This window comes from Reyranella sp. CPCC 100927 (assembly GCF_007859315.1).
Classification (GTDB): Bacteria; Pseudomonadota; Alphaproteobacteria; order Reyranellales; family Reyranellaceae; genus Vineibacter.
The window spans coordinates 57,151-75,560 of the sequence record NZ_VOHA01000018.1 but is presented as its reverse complement, the minus strand read 5'-3'; the positions used below and the strand labels follow the sequence as shown (position 1 = coordinate 75,560).

Here is an 18,410-nt window from a genome sequence, read left to right as displayed (position 1 = left end):
GAGGCACCCCCCATCCGGCGCTACGCGCCACCTTCCCCCGCAAGCGGGGGAAGGTAGGAGCGCAAGAAGGGGAGGAGGCGATGTCGAGCGCCGTCACGCTGAACCGGGTGTCGTGTGTCTTCCAGTCCGGCGGCAAGGCGTTCCGTGCCGTCGACCAGGTCGATCTCGAGGTCCGCGCCGGCGAATTCTTCACCCTGCTGGGGCCGTCCGGTTCGGGCAAGACGACCTGCCTGCGCATGATCGGCGGTTTCACCCTGCCGACCGAAGGCACCATCCTGATCCAGGGCGAGGACGTGACGCACCAGCCGCCCTATGCGCGGCCGGTGAACACTGTGTTTCAGGACTACGCGCTCTTCCCCCACATGAGCATCCTCGACAATGTCGCCTACAGCCAGATGGTGCGCGGCGTCGAGCGTGCCGTGCGCGAGAAGCGCGCCCGCGAACTGCTCGACCTGGTGCGGCTGCCCGACGTGGCACAGCGCCGGCCGGCCCAGCTCTCCGGCGGCCAGCGACAGCGCGTGGCCCTGGCGCGCGCCCTCATCAGCCAGCCGCGCGTGCTGCTGCTCGATGAACCGTTGGGTGCGCTGGATCTGAAGCTGCGTGAGCAGATGCAGAGCGAGCTCAAGAGCCTGCAGCGTGAACTCGCCATCAGCTTCATCTTCGTCACCCACGACCAGCATGAAGCGCTGTCGATGAGCGATCGCATCGGCGTGTTCAACAAGGGTCGCATCGAGCAGATCGCAACGCCGGCGGACCTCTACGCGCGTCCCGCGACGCGTTTTGTCGCCGAGTTCGTCGGCGCCGCCAACGTGCTGAGCGGCGAGGGCGCACGCACCTTGACCGGTCACGACAGCGCCATGATCCGGCCCGAGCTGATCCGGCTGGGCACCGAATCCGGTGCGCGCACCGGGGGCACCGTCGCCGAGACTCAATATTTCGGCGCCTTCTGGCGCCTGCATGTGGCGGTGGCTGCCGGCGCCCGGCTGCTGGCGGACGTGCCGGCGGCGACCGGCGTGCCGGCTGTCGGCCAGAACACCTTCCTGCACTGGGACGACGGCGCCGTTCACGCCCTGGGTGCCGCATGAGCACGGCGGCCGTTCCTGCGACACGCCTGGCGCCGTCGCTGTCGGACCGGCTGTCGACGCTGATCTTCTCGCGCCGTGGCCTGCTGCCCGGACTGCTGATCCTGCCGCCGCTCTTGTGGTTCGGTATCGTCTATCTCGGCTCGCTGCTGAGCCTGCTGGCCAATGCCTTCTTCAGCATCGACGAGTTCTCGGGCGCCGTCGTGCGCGACATCAGCTTCGGGAACTTCGTCGCGATCTTCAGCCCGACCAACCTCGATGTCGCTCTGCGCAGCACCGCCATGTCGCTGTCGGTCACCGCGGCCTGCATCGCCATCGGCTTTCCCATCGCCTACTACATGGCGCGCCATGCACGCGGCACCGGCAAGGCCTTGTTGTACGTCGCCGTGATGCTGCCGCTGTGGTCGAGCTATCTGGTGCGCCTCTATGCCTGGAAGCTGCTGCTGGCCAAGGAGGGCGCGATCTCCTGGGTGCTGCAGGCGGTGGGGCTGCAATGGCTGCTCGATGGTGTCCTGTCGTTGCCCGTGGTCGGCGGCAGCTCGCTCAGCTTTTCGCCGCTGGGCACCTTCATCGTTTTTGTCTACATGTGGCTGCCGTTCGTGATCCTGCCGATCCAGGCGGCGATCGAGCGCATCCCGGCCTCCTGCCTGGAGGCGTCGGCCGACCTCGGCGCCCACCCGGCACAGACCTTCCGCAAGGTGATCGTGCCGCTGGCGATGCCGGGCATCGCGGCCGGCTCGATCTTCTCGTTCTCGCTGACCCTGGGCGACTACATCATCCCGCAGGTGATCGGCAATTCGACGCTCTATATCGGGCAGGTCGTCTATCGTCAGCAGGGCGTCGCCGGTAACCTGCCGTTCGCCGCCGCCTTCTCGCTGGTGCCGATCGTGGTGATCGGCGTCTACTTGTGGCTCGCCAAGCGCAAGGGGGCGTTCGATGCCCTCTAGCCGTCGTCCGCGATCCGCCCCCGGCGCCTCGTGGCTGCTCAAGACCGCCACCTGGGGCGGCGTGCTGTTCCTGCACGTGCCGCTGGCGTTGATCATCCTCTATGCCTTCAGCAGCGAGGATAAGAGCTACGTCTTCCCGCCGCCGGGCCTGACCACGCAATGGTTTGCCGTGACGCTGGGGCGCACCGACGTGTGGGCCGCCGTGACGCTCTCGGTACAGGTTGCCGCGCTGTCGACCGCCATCGCCATCGTGCTGGGGACGCTGGCCGCCGGTGCGCTGGCGCGCTGGCAGTTCTTCGGCCGCGAAACGATCTCGCTGCTGCTGATCCTGCCCCTGGCGCTGCCCGGCGTGATCACGGGCATCGCGTTGCGCTCAGCCTACCACACGCTCGAAATCCCGTTCAGCTTCTGGACCATCGTGGTCGGCCACGCCACGTTCTGCGTCGTCGTGGTCTACAACAACGCCGTGGCGCGCCTGCGCCGCATCAGCCCGTCGCTGCTCGAAGCCTCGATGGACCTCGGCGCCAACGCCTTCCAGACGTTCCGCTACGTGCTGCTGCCGCAGCTGGGCTCGGCCCTGCTGGCCGGCGGGCTGCTGGCCTTTGCGCTCAGCTTCGACGAGGTCATCGTCACCACGTTCACCGCCGGCCAGCAGACGACCTTGCCGATCTGGATGGTGCAGGAGCTCATCCGCCCGCGCCAGCGGCCGGTCACCAATGTGGTGGCGGTCTTCATCATCGCGCTGACTTTCATCCCGATCGTGGCTGCGTACTGGCTGACGCGCAGCGGCGAGGACGGCAGCGCCCGCTAGCTTTGACGACCGAGCGTATGGAGATGGACATGGCCGGTGACCGCAAGCAGACGTTCCAGACCGAACTGCTGATCGACCAGCAGCTTGTCGCCGGTGAGGGCCCGGTCGAACCGATCCTCAATCCCGCCACCGGCGCCGTGCTGTGCGAGGTGGCGGAAGCCTCCCAGGAACAGGTCAATCGCGCGGTATCGGCGGCGCACCGCGCCTTCGACGGCTGGTCGCAGACGACGCCGGCGGAGCGGTCGCTGGCATTGCTGCGGCTGGCCGATCTCGTCGAGGCTAACGCCGAGCGCTTCGCGCGCCTGGAGTCGCTGAACTGCGGCAAGCCTTATGCCCGGGCTCTGGGTGACGAGATTCCCGCTATCGCCGACTGCTTCCGCTATTTCGCCGGCGCCGCGCGCTGCATGACGGGCTCGATCGCCGGCGAGTACCTGGCCGGCCACACCAGCATGATCCGCCGCGATCCGATCGGCGTGGTGGCCTCCATCGCGCCGTGGAACTACCCGCTGATGATGGCAGCCTGGAAGACGGCGCCGGCGCTCGCCGCCGGCAACACCGTGGTGCTCAAGCCCAGCGAGCAGACGCCGCTCACGGCCTTGCTGTTCGCGCGGCTGGCCGCCGACGTGCTGCCCAAGGGCGTGCTGAACGTCGTGTGCGGCCGCGGCAACAGCGTCGGTCAGCCGCTGGTCGAGCATCCCCAGGTGCGCATGGTGTCGCTGACCGGCGACGTGTCGACCGGCCGCAAGATCCTGCAGGCGGCGTCGGCCACGCTCAAGCGCACCCACCTCGAACTGGGCGGCAAGGCGCCGGTGATCGTGTTCGACGATGCCGACATCGCCGAGGTGGTGGCCGGCGTGCGCACCTTCGGCTACTACAACGCCGGCCAGGACTGCACCGCCGCGTGCCGCATCTATGCCGGCGCCAAGACCTATGACCGCGTCGTGGCCGACCTCACCAGCGCCGCCGCGTCGCTCAAGATCGGCACCCAGGACGAGGAGGGCGTCGAACTGGGGCCGCTGATCTCGGACCGCCAGCGCAACCGTGTGGCCAGCTTCGTCGAGCGCGCCCAGATGCAGGGCCACATGGAGGTGACCACCGGTGGTCGCCTCGCCGCCGGCGCCGGCTTCTTCTACGAGCCCACCGTGATCGCCGGCGCCCGCCAGGAGGACGAGATCGTGCAGCGCGAGGTGTTCGGGCCCGTCGTGTCCGTCACCCGCTTCACCGACGTCGAGCAGGTGATCGACTGGGCCAACAGCTCGGAATATGGGCTGGCCTCCAGCGTCTGGACGCGCGACGTCGCGGTGGCCATGCAGGTCGCCCGCCGGCTGCAATACGGCTGCACCTGGATCAATACGCACTTCATGCTGGCCAACGAGATGCCGCACGGCGGCCTGAAGTCCTCGGGCTACGGCAAGGACATGTCGATGTACGCCCTGGAAGACTACACGGTGCCCCGCCACGTGATGGTGAAGCTGTAGGAACCCCAGGAAGCGCAGGCGTCCACCTCTCCCTGAGGAAACCGCGCAGCGGCCGTCTCGAAGGATGGGCTACAGGCAGAGTCTTCAAGCGTGCGACCGCGGTGTCTGCGCTGTTGCGAGATGCGGTCCTGCGGCCTGCTTCTCGGGGTGGGGCGCCCGCCTCAACGCGGGCTCATGATTCTTGCCGAGACCTAGGGCCTGAGTGCGGCGATGCCCGCACGGATCAGCGGTGCGATGTTGCGCAGGTCGAGCATGGACTGCGCAAAGAGAGCATTCGCAGCGTCTTCATCCCCGTAGATGGCGTCGTAGTCCGCTGCAACCAGCAGGGGACTGATGTCATGAGCGGCCATGGTTTCCAGTTTCGGCCAGTCTGTTGCGGACATTTGGCCGATAGACTCGTCAACTTCGGTCAGGAAATCGATCAGGGCCTGACGGCTTTTCTGCATGAACGGCGCCGTCGCCGTGTCCATCAACATGCCGGCAACGATGGTGGTCACGGGAGCCGTCGCGGGCCACGGCGTGCCTTGGTGAATGATGGCGGAGTTCAGGTGGTATTCCGCGGCTGTGCGTTTGTCGGGGTTCTCACCCAGCAAGGCGTGGAGATGGGCCGGTGTATCGCCGGCAGTGCCGTAGGCGTGACAGAGCATGGACCAGTCTGTGTCTTCAAGGGCTTGTCGCCAAAGCGGTCTCGTCGCTGCCTTGTCCATGGTTTGTCGGTTCCCAGCTTACCGTCCGCCGCTGACGCGTTCGACGATCTCGACGCGGCGGTTGCGGGCGCGCCCCTCATCGGTGCGGTTGGAGGCGACCGGCGCCACCATGCCGGCGCCGGCCGGCGTCAGGCGGTTGGCCGCGATGCCCGTCGCGACAAGGGCGGTCACGATCGCCTGCGCCCGGCGCTGCGATAGCGTGAGGTTGTAGTCGAAGGCACCCTGGCCGTCGGTATGGCCGACGATCAGCACCTCGAGCTTCGGGTTCTTCTTCAGCAATTCGCCGAGCTGGTCGATCTGCGGCTTGGACTCGGGCTTGATGTCGGCCTTGTCGAAATCGAACAGGATGCCGTAGATCGCGATCCTGCCGTCGCGCGCGATCGCCTGTTCCATCTCGTCGGCCCTCACCACCACCATGCGCTGCTCCATGGGCTTGACCGCGACCACGGTGAGCTTGGTGTAGGCGCGCTTGCTGGGCTCGTCGGTGGTGACATAGAGCGCGACATAGACGTCGCCCTGCGGCCGCGCCAGCTTGGCGGCGCGGTAGTGCTGGTTGGCGTCGTACAGCAGGCTGTTGTGGACGTCGGGATTCATCGCCCTGTTGAAGCCCGGACCGCATTCGCTGCGCGAGCAGGTGAACAGGGTCTCGAAGCCGGCGTTCTTCAGGGCCTCCTCGTAGTTGCGGAAGACTTCCAGCGACGACCGGTCCACCGGCGCGCGGTAGATCAGGTTCGTGACCTTGCCTTCCAACGCGACGGATTTTTCGGCGACCTGGGACACGGGTGCCTTGTCTCGTTTCAGGATGCGGCCCGTGGCCAGGGTGTAGCTGTCGAACGCATCGACGCTGTGCCGGCGGATCTCGGAACCCTTGTAGCGCGGAATGAGGGGGTGATCTGACGATCCCGGGACATCGCCCGTCGGCGGTAGTGCCGCCGGCCTCTGCGCCTGTGCCTGCATCGTGATCGCCACCAGCACGGTCAGTGACGCGATGAAAGCAACGAACCTGCCCATCGGCTTGGCCTCCCATCGTTGTGGATTTGTCATGTGGACTTCGCCAGAGGCCTGACGCGATCGCTGCGCGTGTCATCGGCTGCGTCAGCCGTCATGCGGGTAGCCCCTTGTGTCGTCGGGCCAGCGGCCTCGCAGGTGGCGGTAGCTGGGATGCGCCCGGATGTACGTGCGCAATGCCTGCCACGCAGCAAGATCGACCATGGGAGCCCCTGCCGTGCCGGCGCGATACGCTTGCAGGAGGCCTTCGGCAACGGGTCGGGCGGCATCATAGGGGCCCGACACCGGTGAACCTCCCAGTCCGCACAGAACGAGATAGAGCATGCCGGCCGCATAAGCGGCGGCTTCGTCGTTCTGGTCGGAGATGCGTTTGCGGGCGATGTCGAAGAAGGCGTGCGTACATTCGTGCACGGCCAGGGCGCGTGAAGCGGGATCGCGTACGGGAGACAGGCGCAGGGTGTTGCTGGTGTACTCGCCCGCAATCCCGGGCGGAAAACTGGTGGCCTCCTTGAGGCGCACGGCGCCGCTGTCAATGGCATCCGCGACCCGGTGGTACGACGTCGATACGACGGCCTCCTCATTCCCGGGTAATGGGCCGATCGGGAATCTGAACCTGATGGCGGAAATCACCGGGCCGCGCAGCAGCATCAGGACGTCATGGCGGAGGGACATCGCCGTCACGTCCAGGCTTGCTGCGAGGATGCCGCGAGAAATAGCGGGATTTTCAGGGGCACGACGACTCTCCTGAGCATCGAACCAAGAATGTGAGTATTTAATCACAAATAAGTCACACGTCAAGCACTAAGGATAGATATCGAACCATCGGGTGGCAGACGCCGGCGCTGCTGATGTCGCGGCCAGCACGCTCATCGCCGGCGCACCGAATACTCCATGCCGTGGCCGAACCCGATCGGCAGGGTGACAGAGTCGAAGCCGTTGGCGCGGTCTTGCATGTATTCGACATAGGGTCGCAGCGCCTTCTTGTAGGTGAAGATGTTGTCGGCCAGCACCACGGTGCCCACGTGCATCCGCGGCGCCAGCATCTTGATCATCGGCAGATAGACGTCCTTCCAACCGTCGAGCAGAAGGAGGTCGATCGGACCTTCGACTGTTGCCAGTGTCCGCATGGCATCGCCCTCGCGGATGTCCACGAACGGCGCCAGTCCGGCTGCCGCGACGTTGGCTCGCGCGGCCCTGACCTTCGCGGGTTCCATCTCGGTGCCGATGACGCGGCCGTTGTTCGCGCGCGCCGCGGCGCCGAGGTAGATGGTCGAGATCGCGAATGAAGTGCCGAACTCCACGATCAGGCGCGCATCGATCGCGCGCGCGGTCATGTAGAGCAGCTTTCCCTGGCTGGGATCGACGGAGATGTAGGCGTCCTTGAGATAGGGCTCGACGATCTTGGAGATGTCCCGTCCCGTTGCCTTTGCGAGAAGGATGGCGGGCAGGGCACGCAGGAAAACCCAGCCATCGCGCCTGGTGCGCGTGTGCAGCGTCTTGAGCGTCGCTGCCACTCTCGGATCGTCAAGGCCGGTGCCGCAGGTTGTCGGCAGCATGGTGCGTGTCTCCGTTGCAGAATTGCGTGATATGAGCTATTGCTCGGATCATATGAGCTTTTGCTCGGATTGAATACTCGCATGCCCGGAACGCCGATGGCCAAGCGCCGCAAAACGCCGCCGATCCTGAGGAAAAGGCCCGAGCAGGACCGTTCGCGCGCCACGGTCGAGGCGATTCTCGAAGCCGCTGCTCGGATTCTGGCGCGCGATGGCTATGGCGGATTCACGACCAACCACGTGGCGGCAAAGGCGGGCGTCAGCGTCGGCACGCTCTATCAATATTTCCCGAACAAGGAGTCGCTGCTGGGCGAACTGATCCGCCGCCACAGGAACGCGATCGAGGACGGGATCGAGGAGGTGGCGCCGCGGGCGCAGGACCTGCCGTTCGAAGACGTGGTGCGGGCGGCCATCGAGCAGGTCGTGTGCGCGCATCTCGTCGATCCGGCATTGCACCGCGTGCTGTCGGAGACGCCGCCGCTGGGCAAGGTCGACTGGGAGGCGACGTTCGGTGCGCGGCTGACCGCGCAGGTTAAGGCAGCGTTCGCGGCGCGGCGGTCTGAAATCGTGGTGCCCGATCTCGACCTTGCCGTCTACGTCGCGATGCGGGCGGTCGAGGCGGTCATCCACAACGCCGCCACGGAGCGGCTGTCCGACCTGAAATCCGGCGCGCTGACGCAGGAGGTGACGCGGATGCTGCTCGGCTATCTCACCGGCAGGGCGACGCCGGTGACGCCAGCGGCGCGGGAAACCCCGACCCGTCCCGGTTGACGGGCAGGGCTATCGCATGCGGGTGCGCTTAGTGTCGCCCCGAGTGAAGCGAAGGACCCTGCGGTGCATTGATCGCACACGATGGAACGTGTGCGTTCTGCTGAAAGATGAACCACAGAGGCACAGAGGGCGCGGAGGAACACAGAGAATGTCAAAAGCGCGCCTTCGACGCGCCATCTCTTCCCTCTGTGCCTCTCTGTGATCTCTGTGCCTCTGTGGTGAAGCCGTTCTGCCTTCAACGCACCGCGCCGTTTTGATCGACGCACCGCAAGGTCCCTCGCTCAAACGCGGCGAAGGGGCTTGTGGCGGCGACTGAAACGCCACGCCATCCTCCTGACAGCAGATGTCAGGAGGGCTAGTGTAGCTGGCTCTTGCGCGCCAGGCGGAGACAGACGCCTCGAGTCCGCAGCAACGAGGCGACCACATGGATCAAGACCAGCTGTTCGAGCGGCTGTGGGCCGGCACCGCGGCGATGGAGGAATGGACGGCGGCTGTGTCCGGCGGCGCCGCGATACCGATTGCCGATGGTGTCATTGCCATCCATACGGGCTATCTCTTCGGCAATACGACGGCGATTCGCACCGCTTCAGGTCTGGTGCTCGTCGACACCGGCAGCCGCGAGACAGCGAACCAGATGCTCGCCGCCCTGCGCCGCTGGGACGACAGTCCGGTTCACACCGTGATCTACACGCACGGCCATATCGACCACAGCTGGGGTGCCAAGCTCTTTGATCACGAGGCCAGCGCAAGAGGGATCGCGCGGCCGCATGTCATCGCCCACCGCAACGTGCTGCGCCGGTTCGACCGCTACGATGCCACGCATGGGCTGAACAGCCTGGTGATGGGTCGCCAGTTCAACCAGCCGGGCTACACCTTCCCGGACCAGCACCGTCGCCCCGATGCGGTCTATGACGACAGCCTCGTGCTCACCATCGGTGGCGTACGGATCGAGCTGTTCCACGGGCGCGGCGAGACCGACGACGCCACTTTCGTCTGGCTGCCGCAGCAGCGCGTGCTGGCCAGCGGCGACTTCGTGATCTGGGCGTTCCCGAACGCAGGCAATCCGCGCAAGGTCCAGCGCTTCGCGCCGGACTGGGCCGCAGCGCTGCGTCGTATGGAGGCGTTGAAGCCGGCGGCGCTGATTCCCGGCCACGGCCCCGTCGTCTTCGGCGAGAGCCGGGCGGCTCAGGTCCTGGGCGATGGCGCCCTGGTCCTGGAGAGCCTCAGCCGTCAGACCCTGAACCTCATGAACGAGGGCCGGTCGCTGGACGAGATCCTGCGGGCCGTGTCGGCGCCCGCCGATCTGCTCGCCAGGCCCTATCTGTTGCCGAAGTACGACGATCCGGAGTTCGTCGTGCGCGCGCTGTGGCATCTGCATGCCGGCTGGTTCGACGGCAATCCCGCGCACCTCAAGCCGGCGCCGCAGGCCGAACTGGCCGCCGAGCTTGCCGCGCTCGCGGGCGGTGCCGGCAAGCTGGCGGCGCGCGCCGCGGCGCTGGCCGACAGCGGCCGGACGCGCCTGGCGGCCCACCTTGCCGAGCTGGCCGGTGCCGCAGCCCCAGGCGACAACGCGATCCAGGCGACGCAGGCACGTGTGTACGAACAGTGCGCGAAAGCCGAGACGTCGCTGATCGGACGGGCGATCTTCGCCGTCTATCAGCGCGAGGCGCAGGCGCGGCAGCGGCGATCGACCCGGACGACCTGAGCCGGCACTGTGGGACGCCCGACGCCGAGAGGTGAGCGTTCCGTTGTTCCGCCTGTCATGTTTTTTCGAGCAGGGCTTCGAGGTCGACCCAGCCCTTGAGGAACGCCGGCTGTTTGTCCTCGCCCTCCAGCTTCCCGGTGCTGGGATCGAACGTGCGGGCGCGGAAGCCGACCGCGAAGCCCAGGCCCTGGCCGCCGTCGGCCGTCTTCCAGGCCGATCCCGTCGGGTCGATGATCACGCCGACATGCCGGAACGCGCCGCTGGGCTTCTTCAAGGTGTAGATGTCGCCGGGCAGCGGACGCGGGCCGCCCGGCGTGTAGAGCTTCCACAATGTGCCCGGCGGCGATCCGCGGGCCTTTTCGATTCCCAGCGCCAGCTGTTCCCAACCGATCGTGGGCGAGGTGACGCCGATGGTGGCCTGCTTCTGGGCACCGTCCGGCGCCGTCCATTTGACTGTGATGGTCTGCTTGGAGAACTTCTCGGCGCCGAGTTCCTTGATCATCCAGCCGGGAAAGCCGCCGCAACCGGTGGCGCCGTCGGCACCCTTCTTCTTGCCCGGCGTGCTTTCGACGCAGTTCGCCGGCTCCTGCACGCCTGATGCCGGCAGGTTGCGCGTGCACACGGCCACGGCCTGCGTGCGGATGGGCGCGGATGCGGACGCGGCGGGACCGCTCGTGCTCGCTTCCTCGCGCGACCAGCTCAGCTTGGTCACCGGCCACTGGGGATTGGTCACATCGCACAGGGTCCCGTTGCCGGTCCGATGCGCGCTATCGAGCGGCCCCGTCGGTCCGTTGTCGATGGTGATCATGAGCGCGCGGGCAATCGGCTCCAGCAGCCACAGCGCGCCGGTGGGCCGCACTTCGAGCGGGCCGCGCTCCGGCAGCCGCGACTGCGTCCAGCCCGGTTGCCGCGCGCCGACCGACCAGGTCCGGCGGCCCCAGTCGATCTCCATGCGCACCGCACCCACCGTCGTGCGTCCGACGGTTCCGACCGACAGTGAAAGCATCATGACGGCGATCTCCCTGTGTGTGGCAACGGGTTGATCCCGAAGCGCGTGGGACCCGCGGCAGCGCCGGCGCAACGCCCGCGCTTCCGGGAGCATGGTTCCGCTCTAGCGGCGGGCCAGACTCGCGAAGACCACCAGGCCAATGGCGGCGACCCACATGAACGTCTGGAAACGCTGGTACGCGGCCTCGTTGTTACGGGTATCGTAGTGGTCCACCACCACGGACAACCACTTCGCGGCAACGCACACCACGGCCGCGAACACGATCCACGCGGCCCCGCCGTGCAAGTGCGAGCCCGTGCCGCCGCCGCGCCCCGCGGGGATGAACAGATCGTCGATCAGCACGCCATGCGTCGCCCAGCCCAGGAAGAGGGCCGACATGCCGACGGCGGCGATCTGTCTGCCCGGCGAAATCTCGTTCGGTGTGTAGCGCATGCGCACAGCCGTCCGCGATCGTGATCGTTCGCTCATATTATATGAGTGTACACTCACTGTCAAGGGCGGGTCGACGATAGCGTCACCTGAGGCGCCGCCGATCACGCGTCGAGCGCGTCGAGCGCCGTGCGCGACGGCACGATCGGCAGCCAGTTCGGAATGCGGCGCTGGGCGAGCCAGTAGGGGCGCCACAGCGCGATCCAGGTGGCGCGATCGAGCGGCGCCGACTCACGTCGCCCCGTCTTGATCTGGGGCAGATCGTGCATGTGCAACCATTGACGTGCCGCCCACCACGAGTCGATCGGCGCCTCGGCGTTTCCCGGGCCTCTGAGCTCGACGATGTTCAGCAGCGGCTCGTTGCGAGCGGCAACGCATAGCGTGGCGATGCGCTCGCCATCCCGTCGCAGGCTCCAGAGCCGTGAGCGATTGTGCGCCAGGCTGTTGCCATAGGTGCGCACGCAATTCCTCATGGCGGCGGCTTCTTCGATGATGGCCGCAATCGAGGTCAGCGGCAGAAAGTCGTACCCGCCCACGCGGCCGGCGCGGAGCCATACGTCTGCAATCGGCTGGTGGCCGAGGTTGAGGTGCAGCTCCAGGGTCGTGTGCCACGCATTCGCGGCGGTAAATGCGGTGCCGATGCGCATGTCGAGGGTCCATGGCTTGTCGATCAACGTGTAACCGAACGTCTCCGGCTGGCAGGAAAACCATAACCAGAGACTGAGGAGCCGCAGTCGCGCCGGTTCCACGTGCTTGGGTTCGCGGACGAACTCGCGTGCGATCCACACGGCCGCCGCCTCGTGGGCGAACGTGGCCACGTCCGTCACGGCCTCCAGCCACGCCGGCGCGAGCTTGGTTGAGGGTGGTAGGTGGTTCACGATCTGCCGGCGAAACAGGGCGCCGTCGGGCAGTTTCCGGATCGGACGGGCCAGCGCTTCGGGCGACAGCTTGCGCAGCCACAGCGGTATGCCGGCCGCAGCGGCGATCTCGGCCAGGCTTTGACCTTGGATCACGCGCGCGATCGCGGGCTCGGGCTTGACTCCCAGCCGCGGGACGGCGAGCGCAAACAGCAGCGCCGGAAAGCTTGCGGCAAGGTCCGCCAGCCGCGTGTGCCGCCGGGCCAGCGCCCGCACGGCACTTTGAAAGGGCTTCTGGTATCGTCGGAGCTGGCGTTCCAGCAGGCGCGAACGCGCGGCCTCCGGGCGGGAGGCCCGCGAGAGAGACGAGGTCATGACAGCATTCCGCAAACGCAGGTCCAGCGACCTGGCGACAGGGCAGGCGGTGTCGGGCGTTGTGGGTTCGCCCGGGATCGAACCCCGGGCCGCGCGTCAGTTGTCGCGGATCGAACCCGGGAAGCGCGCGGTTGCAAACAAGGCCGCCTCCATCATGGCGTTGCGGGGGCGCGCTGATAGCTGATTTTCAGCGTTGGCGCAACCAATACCGGCTCTCGCTGGACCGTGAGTCGCAATGGTCGTGCGAGCGTAACGGGGATCCAGGAGCGGCGCTTGTCTTCAAAAAGCACCTTGCCTACTCTCTCGACGCGTTGCCCGATCCGTTCAGATCATCAGGTTGTCCCGTGCTTCGCCGTCGAGATCTTGTTCTGGGAGTGGCCGCCGGCGCGGTGTTCGCGACGCAAGCGCACGCCGATCCGGTGTCCGAGGATGAAACGCGCGCGATCCTGCGGGATCGCATCGACCTTGCCCGCCAGAGCGTCGGCATGGTCGTCTGCTCATTCGATTCCAGCCAGCACAAGATCGTCGCCCATGGTGCCGGCGGCGGCGCCGACAGCCACCCGCTGGATGGCGATAGCGTGTTCGAGATCGGTTCGATCACCAAGGTCTTCACGGCCCTGTTGCTGGCCGACATGGTGACGCGCGGCGACGTCAAGCTCGACGATCCGGTCGCAAACGATCTTCCCGCCAACGTCAGGATGCCGACCCGCAACGGCAGGCAGATCACCTTCCTGGACCTCGCGACGAACACGTCAGGCTTGCCGCGCATCCCCGATAACCTTCGGGACGGTGGCAGCAATCCCTATGCTGCCTACGCGGCCGCGCACCTCTATGCCTTCCTGTCGGGGCATGCCCTGCGCTTCGATCCCGGTGCGCACTATGAATATTCCAACCTGGGCTTCGGCCTGCTCGGCCACGTCCTGTCGCTCAAGGCCAACGCGCGCTACGAGGATCTTGTCGTGTCGCGCATCTGCGTGCCGCTGGGGCTCGCCGACACGCGCATCACGCTGACGGGTTCGATGCGGGAGCGCCTTGCCCGGGGGCATCTCTCCAATCTCAAGGCTGGAACGAACTGGGATTTCGCCGCCCTTGCCGGCGCCGGTGCGCTGCGCTCGACCGCGAACGATCTTCTCAAGTTCATGCGCGCAACATGCTTTGCCGATGCCGCCAGCCCGCTGCGCGCCGCCGCCGATCTGTTGTTGCAGACCCGTCGTGCAACCGATCGCGCCAGCACGAAGGCGGGCCTGGGCTGGGCGGTGACATCGGACCATGGCGACGAGATCGTCTGGAAGGATGGTCTCACCGGCAGCTACGCATCCTACGCCGGGTTCTCCACGCGTCGTCGCGCCGGTGCCATTGTGCTCGCCAATGCCGCAAACCCGGTGAACGACCTCGGGCTGCGGCTGACCAATCCGGCCTTCACGCTCGCCGAATACCCGCCTCAGGTCAGCGTCGATCCCGCCCTTCTCGCGCAGTACGAGGGCACTTACCGGATGACCCCGGCATTCGCACTGGTGATCCGCGCCGAAGCGGGCCGGTTGTTCGTGCGCGGCAGCGGACAGCCCGAGTACGAACTGTTCGCCGAGGCCGACAATCGCTTTTTCATGCGCTTCGTCGACGCGCAGGGCACCTTTCTCCGCAACACGGACGGTGTTGTCGATCGCCTGCTCTGGCACCAGGGTGGGCGTTACCGCTACTGTCCGCGCGTTCCCTGATCGGCAGGAACGTTCATCGTTTAATGGAATCGCCGCTGCCGTCGTCCTGAGCGCAGCGAAGGACCTCGCGGTGGGCCGTCCAAAGGTCGTCGGCTCTGGTGATCACCGGCGCCGACGGCGATTATGCCAACACCGCAAGATCCTTCGCTGCGCTCAGGATGACGGCAGCCCGCTTTCATCAACGCGCTCTACAGCTTTGTGCGGAGAGGTTGCCATCACGCGCAGAGGCTCGCCATGATGGCCGGCGCTATGCCGGACAGGTTCGCCGTGTCTCAAACCGAGGGCGCCATGAAATTGATTGCGAGCGGACCTAACCATGCCTCGTTTGCGTTCGGCGACGTGAAGGTCGTAGCGCTGCGCGATGGCTACGTGGACATGCCCCCGACGAGACTGCGCCAGGTGTCCGGGCTGGCGTTCAAGACGGTACCGGCCGGGGTTGCGCTGGTGGGCGGCCAGCTGCGGCTGTCGGTCAATGCGTTCCTGATCATCGAGGCGGAGCGCTCTGTCCTGATCGACACCGGCGCGTCGAACAGCTGGCTGCCGACCATGGGCGCGCTGTTGGCGGCGATGCAGGAAGCGGGGATCGACAGGCACAGCGTCACGCACGTCGCGCTGACCCACACGCATGAGGACCATGTGAACGGACTCATCGCCCCCGACGGCTCGGCGGCGTTTCCGCGCATGGAACACGTCTTCGTCGGGCAGGAAGAACTGTCGGTTTTCCGTGGTCGATTGGCGTCGCTGCGCGATCGCACCCGGCCGATCGACGACAGGTTTCAGGTCAGCACGCGCATCACGGCGGTCAAGGCCGCGGGTCATTCGGCGGGACATACGGCCTACGAGATCGACAGTGGCGCCGGACGCCTGCTGGCCTGGGGCGACACCATGCATGTCCCTTCCATTCAGTTCGCACGTCCGGAAGTCGCGTGGGAGTTCGACAGCAACCAGTCGAAGGCGCGCGAAGCGCGGTTGATGCTCATGGAGCGTGCCGTGCAGCCGAACTATCTCGTCGCGGGCGCGCACCTGGACTTTCCCGGCATAGGGCGGGTGACACGCAACGGCGAAGCGTTCGTCTTCCAGGCGATCTGAATTTCCGTACCCGAATCGGGCCATGGCTGGCGGCGGTGCTGGCGGTTCCGTATCCGGAGCGTTCCTGGCGCACGGCGCATCTGTTATAACGACGGCCGGCGGGGGAGAAGACCGTGGTTGACGACCCGCGGGCGCCGCGTTTCGGCCGCCTCGCGGCAGGGGCAACCACAAGGTTTGGGTGACAACCATCCGACTTTGGGAACAGTGCCATGCAGCATTCTCCTCCAGAGCCGGCGCGGCAACCGGCGCCGCAATCCCTTGAGTTCAGCCGGATAACAACGGACACCGTGGCGGCAGGAGAACGCTTCGATTACTGGCGGCAGTTGTTCGTCGGCTCCTATATCGACAGGCTGCCCGGGTCGGACGCGGGACAGAACTTCCGGGGCGAGATCGTCGGTTGCGCGGACGGCCATGGCGCCGTCTTCGCGAACCTTCGCAACGACCCCGTTCGAGGCACCTTTGGCAAGCGCGACAGTGATCTCGTCCTGGTCGGCTGCATACGCCGCGGCACCTTCCAGTTCTCCCATGGAGATGAGGCCACCATCCTGGACTCCCGCAGCGGCCTTGTCCTGTTTGATTGCGACCGTCCTGCGATCTCCTGCGCCTCTACCGTCACGGAGATATCGTATCTGGCCTTGTCGCGCGCCACAGTGATGGCTGCGATGGGAAGCGGCGATCTCACAGCGCCAGGTATGCCGGTGCGCCTCCTGCCGAAAGGCGGCCTGACGCCAGTCATGCTGGCGTATCTGCGTGCCCTGGCAAAACACGGTTCGGTTTTGGATCGACGAGAGGGCGCGGCCGCCATGCAAGCCGCCACCGCGCTCGCGATGACGCTCCTGGCCAAACTGGGGGGCAAGCCGCTCGAGGCGCGCGAGCGGCTCGAGGACCGTTTCTTCGACTCGGCGCGACACTATGTCGAAACGCATTACTGGCGAGACGATCTGACCGCGGACAGGATTGCCTCTGCGATCGGGTGTTCGCGGGCGCATCTCTATCGTCTGTTTGCTCATCGCGGCCAGACGGTCGCTGGCTTTCTGCGTGATGTTCGCCTGCAGCGCGCCCGCATGCTGCTCGAGACCGCGGTGTCACAGCCGATCGGGCTGATTGCCTTCAATGCCGGCTACACCGACTTGTCCGCATTCGGCAAGGCATTCAGGCGCCGCTTTGGCATCAGTCCGAGCGACTGCCGCGACATGGCGAGGGCGCGGGCCTCCTCTTAGGCGCAGACTCACATGTTCGGTCGACCGCCGACACGCCGCTGCCTGAGACGCTAAGACCAGTCTCCGGAGACGGCCGGCCTAACGTCCAATAGACGTTGCGTGTTATTGACGACGCGTAACGACTTAATCGCGCATTTATTTTTTATAACGATGTGTCGGCGGCTTCGCGAATGGACGGCAGGTCGCGCGAAACGCCGGTGGTCTCAACCTGACCCGACAGACGGGCGGTCACGACGGTCAGCGCTGCTGCACTGGCCCAACGCTGAACGTCCATCGAGCTTTCACAAATCTGTCGTCTCTCGGCAATCGATCCCTTCAGAACGCATCAACCTTCGTTGGAGGATCCGACAATGTCCGATAAGCACTCGAACGCAGACATCGAAAAAGAAATTTCAAAAATGGACGATCTCAAGCATAAGATTGATGAACTGATTTCCAAATACCAGCAGCAAATTACTGATTCATTTAAAACATATTTCAAAATAGACATGCCACCGGCACAGGAAGCACTCTACTTTCAATTTGATACGACCGTTCAGTATGCGTCCGATTCAGTCCTGGACGAGTACAAGGAAGGCGCCAAGGACGCCATCAATAGCGCCATTGCCGGTGAATATCCGAGAACAGCCATTGCTGCCGTCGGCCTCGCCATTGACGTCTTGAAGGGCGTGATTGGTGAAAGTTCGATCGGCAGTACGAACGACATTCAATCCGTGCAGTCCCAGGATACGGTGAACGACCAGACGGTGGAAACCGTCGTTGCGTCGATGGTTGTGTCGACCGAAATCTCGAAGCATGACTGGAAAATCAAGGACAGCTTTTTCTTTTCTGCTTACTTTTTCGCCGTCTATCCAGCCAGCACGCTGCAGCCTTCCTAAGTTGAAGGCTTCAGGCGAAGCGTCGGCTGTCCACAAAAGCCATCGGCGTTGCGGCGAGCCTGGTGCTGGTCAAGCCGCAGCGTCTCTTTTGAGACGATCAAGGCTGCTTGCCCTGGGAGTTACAGATGCGACGTCGATCGGTGCGTTCCTTGGCAATCGCACTTTCAATGACCCTTGCTGGCTCTGGTCAGGCGCAGTGGGGGCCACCGGCGGCGCAAGGGAACTACGTCCCAGCGTGTGACGCTTTTCTGCTCTATGCGAGCGCCCTCGCCAACAACGTGTGCTACGCGCTCAACGAACCTACTTTCCAACACAACTACATTCAAAATCATCTGGTTTGCAGTTTTCACCCTCGTCTTGTCGATTTTCACATGACCTTCAAACCGTCAACGCCGCAGAGAACCCCGACGGACCTCCACCTGACGGTAAAACAGGGTGCTTGTGAGGCACACAGCTTTCTGACCGGTCGATGGGGTCAGCAGGGACAACCCAATTCCCTCCTGATTGTGACGCAACCGGCAAATCCCCACGCGCTTTGCAATCTTTCGATTGATCGAACCCTTGTACAACTCAACGCCATCGGGCCTGTTGCTGCCACCGTGCAGGCCTCATTCACGTCTCTTCTGAATCAGGGGAAGCTGAGCCAATCGATGCACAACGCCTGGCAGCAAGCACGCATCGCAGCACAGTGTCAGTGACCCGCGCGAAGCCAGAGGATCTGTCGGGCGCCGCCAGCACGTCGTTGTGCGGGGTGTCGATGGTGATGCCGACGAAAT

At 65.4% G+C, this 18,410-nt stretch carries 19 protein-coding genes; 11 read left to right on the top strand and 8 right to left on the bottom strand.

The window, feature by feature from the left end; all coding sequences use genetic code 11:
• The first annotated feature begins 80 nt into the window (after nt 1-80).
• The 4 genes from FQU96_RS31895 to FQU96_RS31880 are packed head-to-tail and all read left to right on the top strand — an operon-like array spanning nt 81 to nt 4,318.
• Nucleotides 81-1,085 (top strand): ABC transporter ATP-binding protein, encoded by a 1,005-nt coding sequence (locus FQU96_RS31895; RefSeq protein ID WP_146545437.1) that lies wholly within the window; start codon nt 81-83, stop codon nt 1,083-1,085.
• A complete protein-coding gene (locus FQU96_RS31890) occupies nt 1,082-2,029 on the top strand; it encodes an ABC transporter permease (RefSeq protein WP_146545436.1) in 948 nt (315 codons plus the stop codon). Before FQU96_RS31895 ends, FQU96_RS31890 begins: the two co-directional genes overlap by 4 nt.
• On the top strand, nt 2,019-2,840 hold the full coding sequence (locus FQU96_RS31885; RefSeq protein ID WP_146545435.1) for an ABC transporter permease: 822 nt from the start codon (nt 2,019-2,021) through the stop codon (nt 2,838-2,840). Before FQU96_RS31890 ends, FQU96_RS31885 begins: the two co-directional genes overlap by 11 nt.
• Nucleotides 2,841-2,869: 29 nt before the next feature.
• Nucleotides 2,870-4,318, top strand: a complete 1,449-nt coding sequence (locus tag FQU96_RS31880) for a gamma-aminobutyraldehyde dehydrogenase (RefSeq protein WP_146545434.1) — start codon at nt 2,870-2,872, stop codon at nt 4,316-4,318.
• Between the two features lie 191 nt (nt 4,319-4,509).
• Here the strand turns inward: FQU96_RS31880 and FQU96_RS31875 are convergent, their stop codons facing one another.
• The 4 genes from FQU96_RS31875 to FQU96_RS31860 all read right to left on the bottom strand — a co-directional run bounded on the left by FQU96_RS31875 (nt 4,510) and on the right by FQU96_RS31860 (nt 7,589).
• Nucleotides 4,510-5,025 (bottom strand): hypothetical protein, encoded by a 516-nt coding sequence (locus tag FQU96_RS31875; RefSeq protein WP_146545433.1) that lies wholly within the window; start codon nt 5,023-5,025, stop codon nt 4,510-4,512.
• A gap of 18 nt (nt 5,026-5,043) precedes the next feature.
• A complete protein-coding gene (locus tag FQU96_RS31870) occupies nt 5,044-6,036 on the bottom strand; it encodes an OmpA family protein (RefSeq protein ID WP_146545432.1) in 993 nt (330 codons plus the stop codon).
• Between the two features lie 84 nt (nt 6,037-6,120).
• On the bottom strand, nt 6,121-6,681 hold the full coding sequence (locus FQU96_RS31865) for a hypothetical protein (RefSeq protein WP_146545431.1): 561 nt from the start codon (nt 6,679-6,681) through the stop codon (nt 6,121-6,123).
• Between the two features lie 218 nt (nt 6,682-6,899).
• On the bottom strand, nt 6,900-7,589 hold the full coding sequence (locus FQU96_RS31860; protein WP_146545430.1) for an O-methyltransferase: 690 nt from the start codon (nt 7,587-7,589) through the stop codon (nt 6,900-6,902).
• Nucleotides 7,590-7,670: 81 nt separating this feature from the next.
• On the opposite strand from FQU96_RS31860, the gene FQU96_RS31855 reads away from it, so the two are divergent.
• Nucleotides 7,671-8,357 carry a TetR/AcrR family transcriptional regulator gene (locus FQU96_RS31855; protein WP_146545429.1) on the top strand — a complete coding sequence of 229 codons (687 nt, stop codon included), beginning with the start codon at nt 7,671-7,673 and terminating at the stop codon, nt 8,355-8,357.
• A 424-nt stretch (nt 8,358-8,781) separates the two neighbouring features.
• Nucleotides 8,782-10,062 carry an alkyl sulfatase dimerization domain-containing protein gene (locus tag FQU96_RS31850; protein ID WP_146545428.1) on the top strand — a complete coding sequence of 427 codons (1,281 nt, stop codon included), beginning with the start codon at nt 8,782-8,784 and terminating at the stop codon, nt 10,060-10,062.
• A gap of 55 nt (nt 10,063-10,117) precedes the next feature.
• Here FQU96_RS31850 and FQU96_RS31845 read toward each other — a convergent pair whose 3' ends face one another.
• The 3 genes from FQU96_RS31845 to FQU96_RS31835 form a co-directional block, all read right to left on the bottom strand.
• Complete coding sequence (locus FQU96_RS31845; protein ID WP_146545427.1) at nt 10,118-11,071, bottom strand: hypothetical protein; 954 nt, start codon at nt 11,069-11,071, stop codon at nt 10,118-10,120.
• 102 nt (nt 11,072-11,173) lie between these two features.
• Nucleotides 11,174-11,503 carry a hypothetical protein gene (locus FQU96_RS31840; protein WP_146545426.1) on the bottom strand — a complete coding sequence of 110 codons (330 nt, stop codon included), beginning with the start codon at nt 11,501-11,503 and terminating at the stop codon, nt 11,174-11,176.
• 101 nt (nt 11,504-11,604) lie between these two features.
• Nucleotides 11,605-12,732 (bottom strand): PcfJ domain-containing protein, encoded by a 1,128-nt coding sequence (locus FQU96_RS31835; protein ID WP_146545425.1) that lies wholly within the window; start codon nt 12,730-12,732, stop codon nt 11,605-11,607.
• 344 nt (nt 12,733-13,076) lie between these two features.
• Between FQU96_RS31835 and FQU96_RS31830 the strand changes: the two genes are divergently transcribed.
• The 3 genes from FQU96_RS31830 (at nt 13,077) to FQU96_RS31820 (ending at nt 16,756) form a co-directional block, all read left to right on the top strand.
• A complete protein-coding gene (locus tag FQU96_RS31830) occupies nt 13,077-14,447 on the top strand; it encodes a serine hydrolase (RefSeq protein ID WP_146545424.1) in 1,371 nt (456 codons plus the stop codon).
• Nucleotides 14,448-14,735: 288 nt separating this feature from the next.
• Complete coding sequence (locus FQU96_RS31825; protein ID WP_146545423.1) at nt 14,736-15,536, top strand: MBL fold metallo-hydrolase; 801 nt, start codon at nt 14,736-14,738, stop codon at nt 15,534-15,536.
• A 209-nt stretch (nt 15,537-15,745) separates the two neighbouring features.
• Nucleotides 15,746-16,756, top strand: coding sequence for an AraC family transcriptional regulator (locus FQU96_RS31820; RefSeq protein WP_146545422.1), 1,011 nt, complete (start codon nt 15,746-15,748; stop codon nt 16,754-16,756).
• A 142-nt stretch (nt 16,757-16,898) separates the two neighbouring features.
• Here the strand turns inward: FQU96_RS31820 and FQU96_RS42865 are convergent, their stop codons facing one another.
• Nucleotides 16,899-17,030 carry a hypothetical protein gene (locus FQU96_RS42865; protein WP_255468650.1) on the bottom strand — a complete coding sequence of 44 codons (132 nt, stop codon included), beginning with the start codon at nt 17,028-17,030 and terminating at the stop codon, nt 16,899-16,901.
• A gap of 76 nt (nt 17,031-17,106) precedes the next feature.
• On the opposite strand from FQU96_RS42865, the gene FQU96_RS31815 reads away from it, so the two are divergent.
• On the top strand, nt 17,107-17,634 hold the full coding sequence (locus tag FQU96_RS31815) for a hypothetical protein (protein WP_146545421.1): 528 nt from the start codon (nt 17,107-17,109) through the stop codon (nt 17,632-17,634).
• A 149-nt stretch (nt 17,635-17,783) separates the two neighbouring features.
• Nucleotides 17,784-18,332: a hypothetical protein gene (locus tag FQU96_RS31810; protein ID WP_146545420.1), complete on the top strand. Its 549-nt coding sequence runs from the start codon at nt 17,784-17,786 to the stop codon at nt 18,330-18,332.
• Nucleotides 18,333-18,410: the final 78 nt, after the last annotated feature.

Coding starts and splice junctions, on each gene's coding strand:
- FQU96_RS31885 (WP_146545435.1), top strand. CDS start 2,019: ATGCCCTCTAGCCGTCGTCCGCGATCCGCCCCCGGCGCCTCGTGGCTG.
- FQU96_RS31875 (WP_146545433.1), bottom strand. CDS start 5,025: ATGGACAAGGCAGCGACGAGACCGCTTTGGCGACAAGCCCTTGAAGAC.
- FQU96_RS31850 (WP_146545428.1), top strand. CDS start 8,782: ATGGATCAAGACCAGCTGTTCGAGCGGCTGTGGGCCGGCACCGCGGCG.
- FQU96_RS31845 (WP_146545427.1), bottom strand. CDS start 11,071: ATGATGCTTTCACTGTCGGTCGGAACCGTCGGACGCACGACGGTGGGT.
- FQU96_RS31840 (WP_146545426.1), bottom strand. CDS start 11,503: ATGCGCTACACACCGAACGAGATTTCGCCGGGCAGACAGATCGCCGCC.
- FQU96_RS31825 (WP_146545423.1), top strand. CDS start 14,736: ATGAAATTGATTGCGAGCGGACCTAACCATGCCTCGTTTGCGTTCGGC.
- FQU96_RS31880 (WP_146545434.1), top strand. CDS start 2,870: ATGGCCGGTGACCGCAAGCAGACGTTCCAGACCGAACTGCTGATCGAC.
- FQU96_RS42865 (WP_255468650.1), bottom strand. CDS start 17,030: ATGGACGTTCAGCGTTGGGCCAGTGCAGCAGCGCTGACCGTCGTGACC.
- FQU96_RS31860 (WP_146545430.1), bottom strand. CDS start 7,589: ATGCTGCCGACAACCTGCGGCACCGGCCTTGACGATCCGAGAGTGGCA.
- FQU96_RS31865 (WP_146545431.1), bottom strand. CDS start 6,681: ATGCTGCTGCGCGGCCCGGTGATTTCCGCCATCAGGTTCAGATTCCCG.
- FQU96_RS31835 (WP_146545425.1), bottom strand. CDS start 12,732: ATGACCTCGTCTCTCTCGCGGGCCTCCCGCCCGGAGGCCGCGCGTTCG.
- FQU96_RS31820 (WP_146545422.1), top strand. CDS start 15,746: ATGCAGCATTCTCCTCCAGAGCCGGCGCGGCAACCGGCGCCGCAATCC.
- FQU96_RS31890 (WP_146545436.1), top strand. CDS start 1,082: ATGAGCACGGCGGCCGTTCCTGCGACACGCCTGGCGCCGTCGCTGTCG.
- FQU96_RS31870 (WP_146545432.1), bottom strand. CDS start 6,036: ATGGGCAGGTTCGTTGCTTTCATCGCGTCACTGACCGTGCTGGTGGCG.
- FQU96_RS31815 (WP_146545421.1), top strand. CDS start 17,107: ATGTCCGATAAGCACTCGAACGCAGACATCGAAAAAGAAATTTCAAAA.
- FQU96_RS31895 (WP_146545437.1), top strand. CDS start 81: ATGTCGAGCGCCGTCACGCTGAACCGGGTGTCGTGTGTCTTCCAGTCC.
- FQU96_RS31855 (WP_146545429.1), top strand. CDS start 7,671: ATGCCCGGAACGCCGATGGCCAAGCGCCGCAAAACGCCGCCGATCCTG.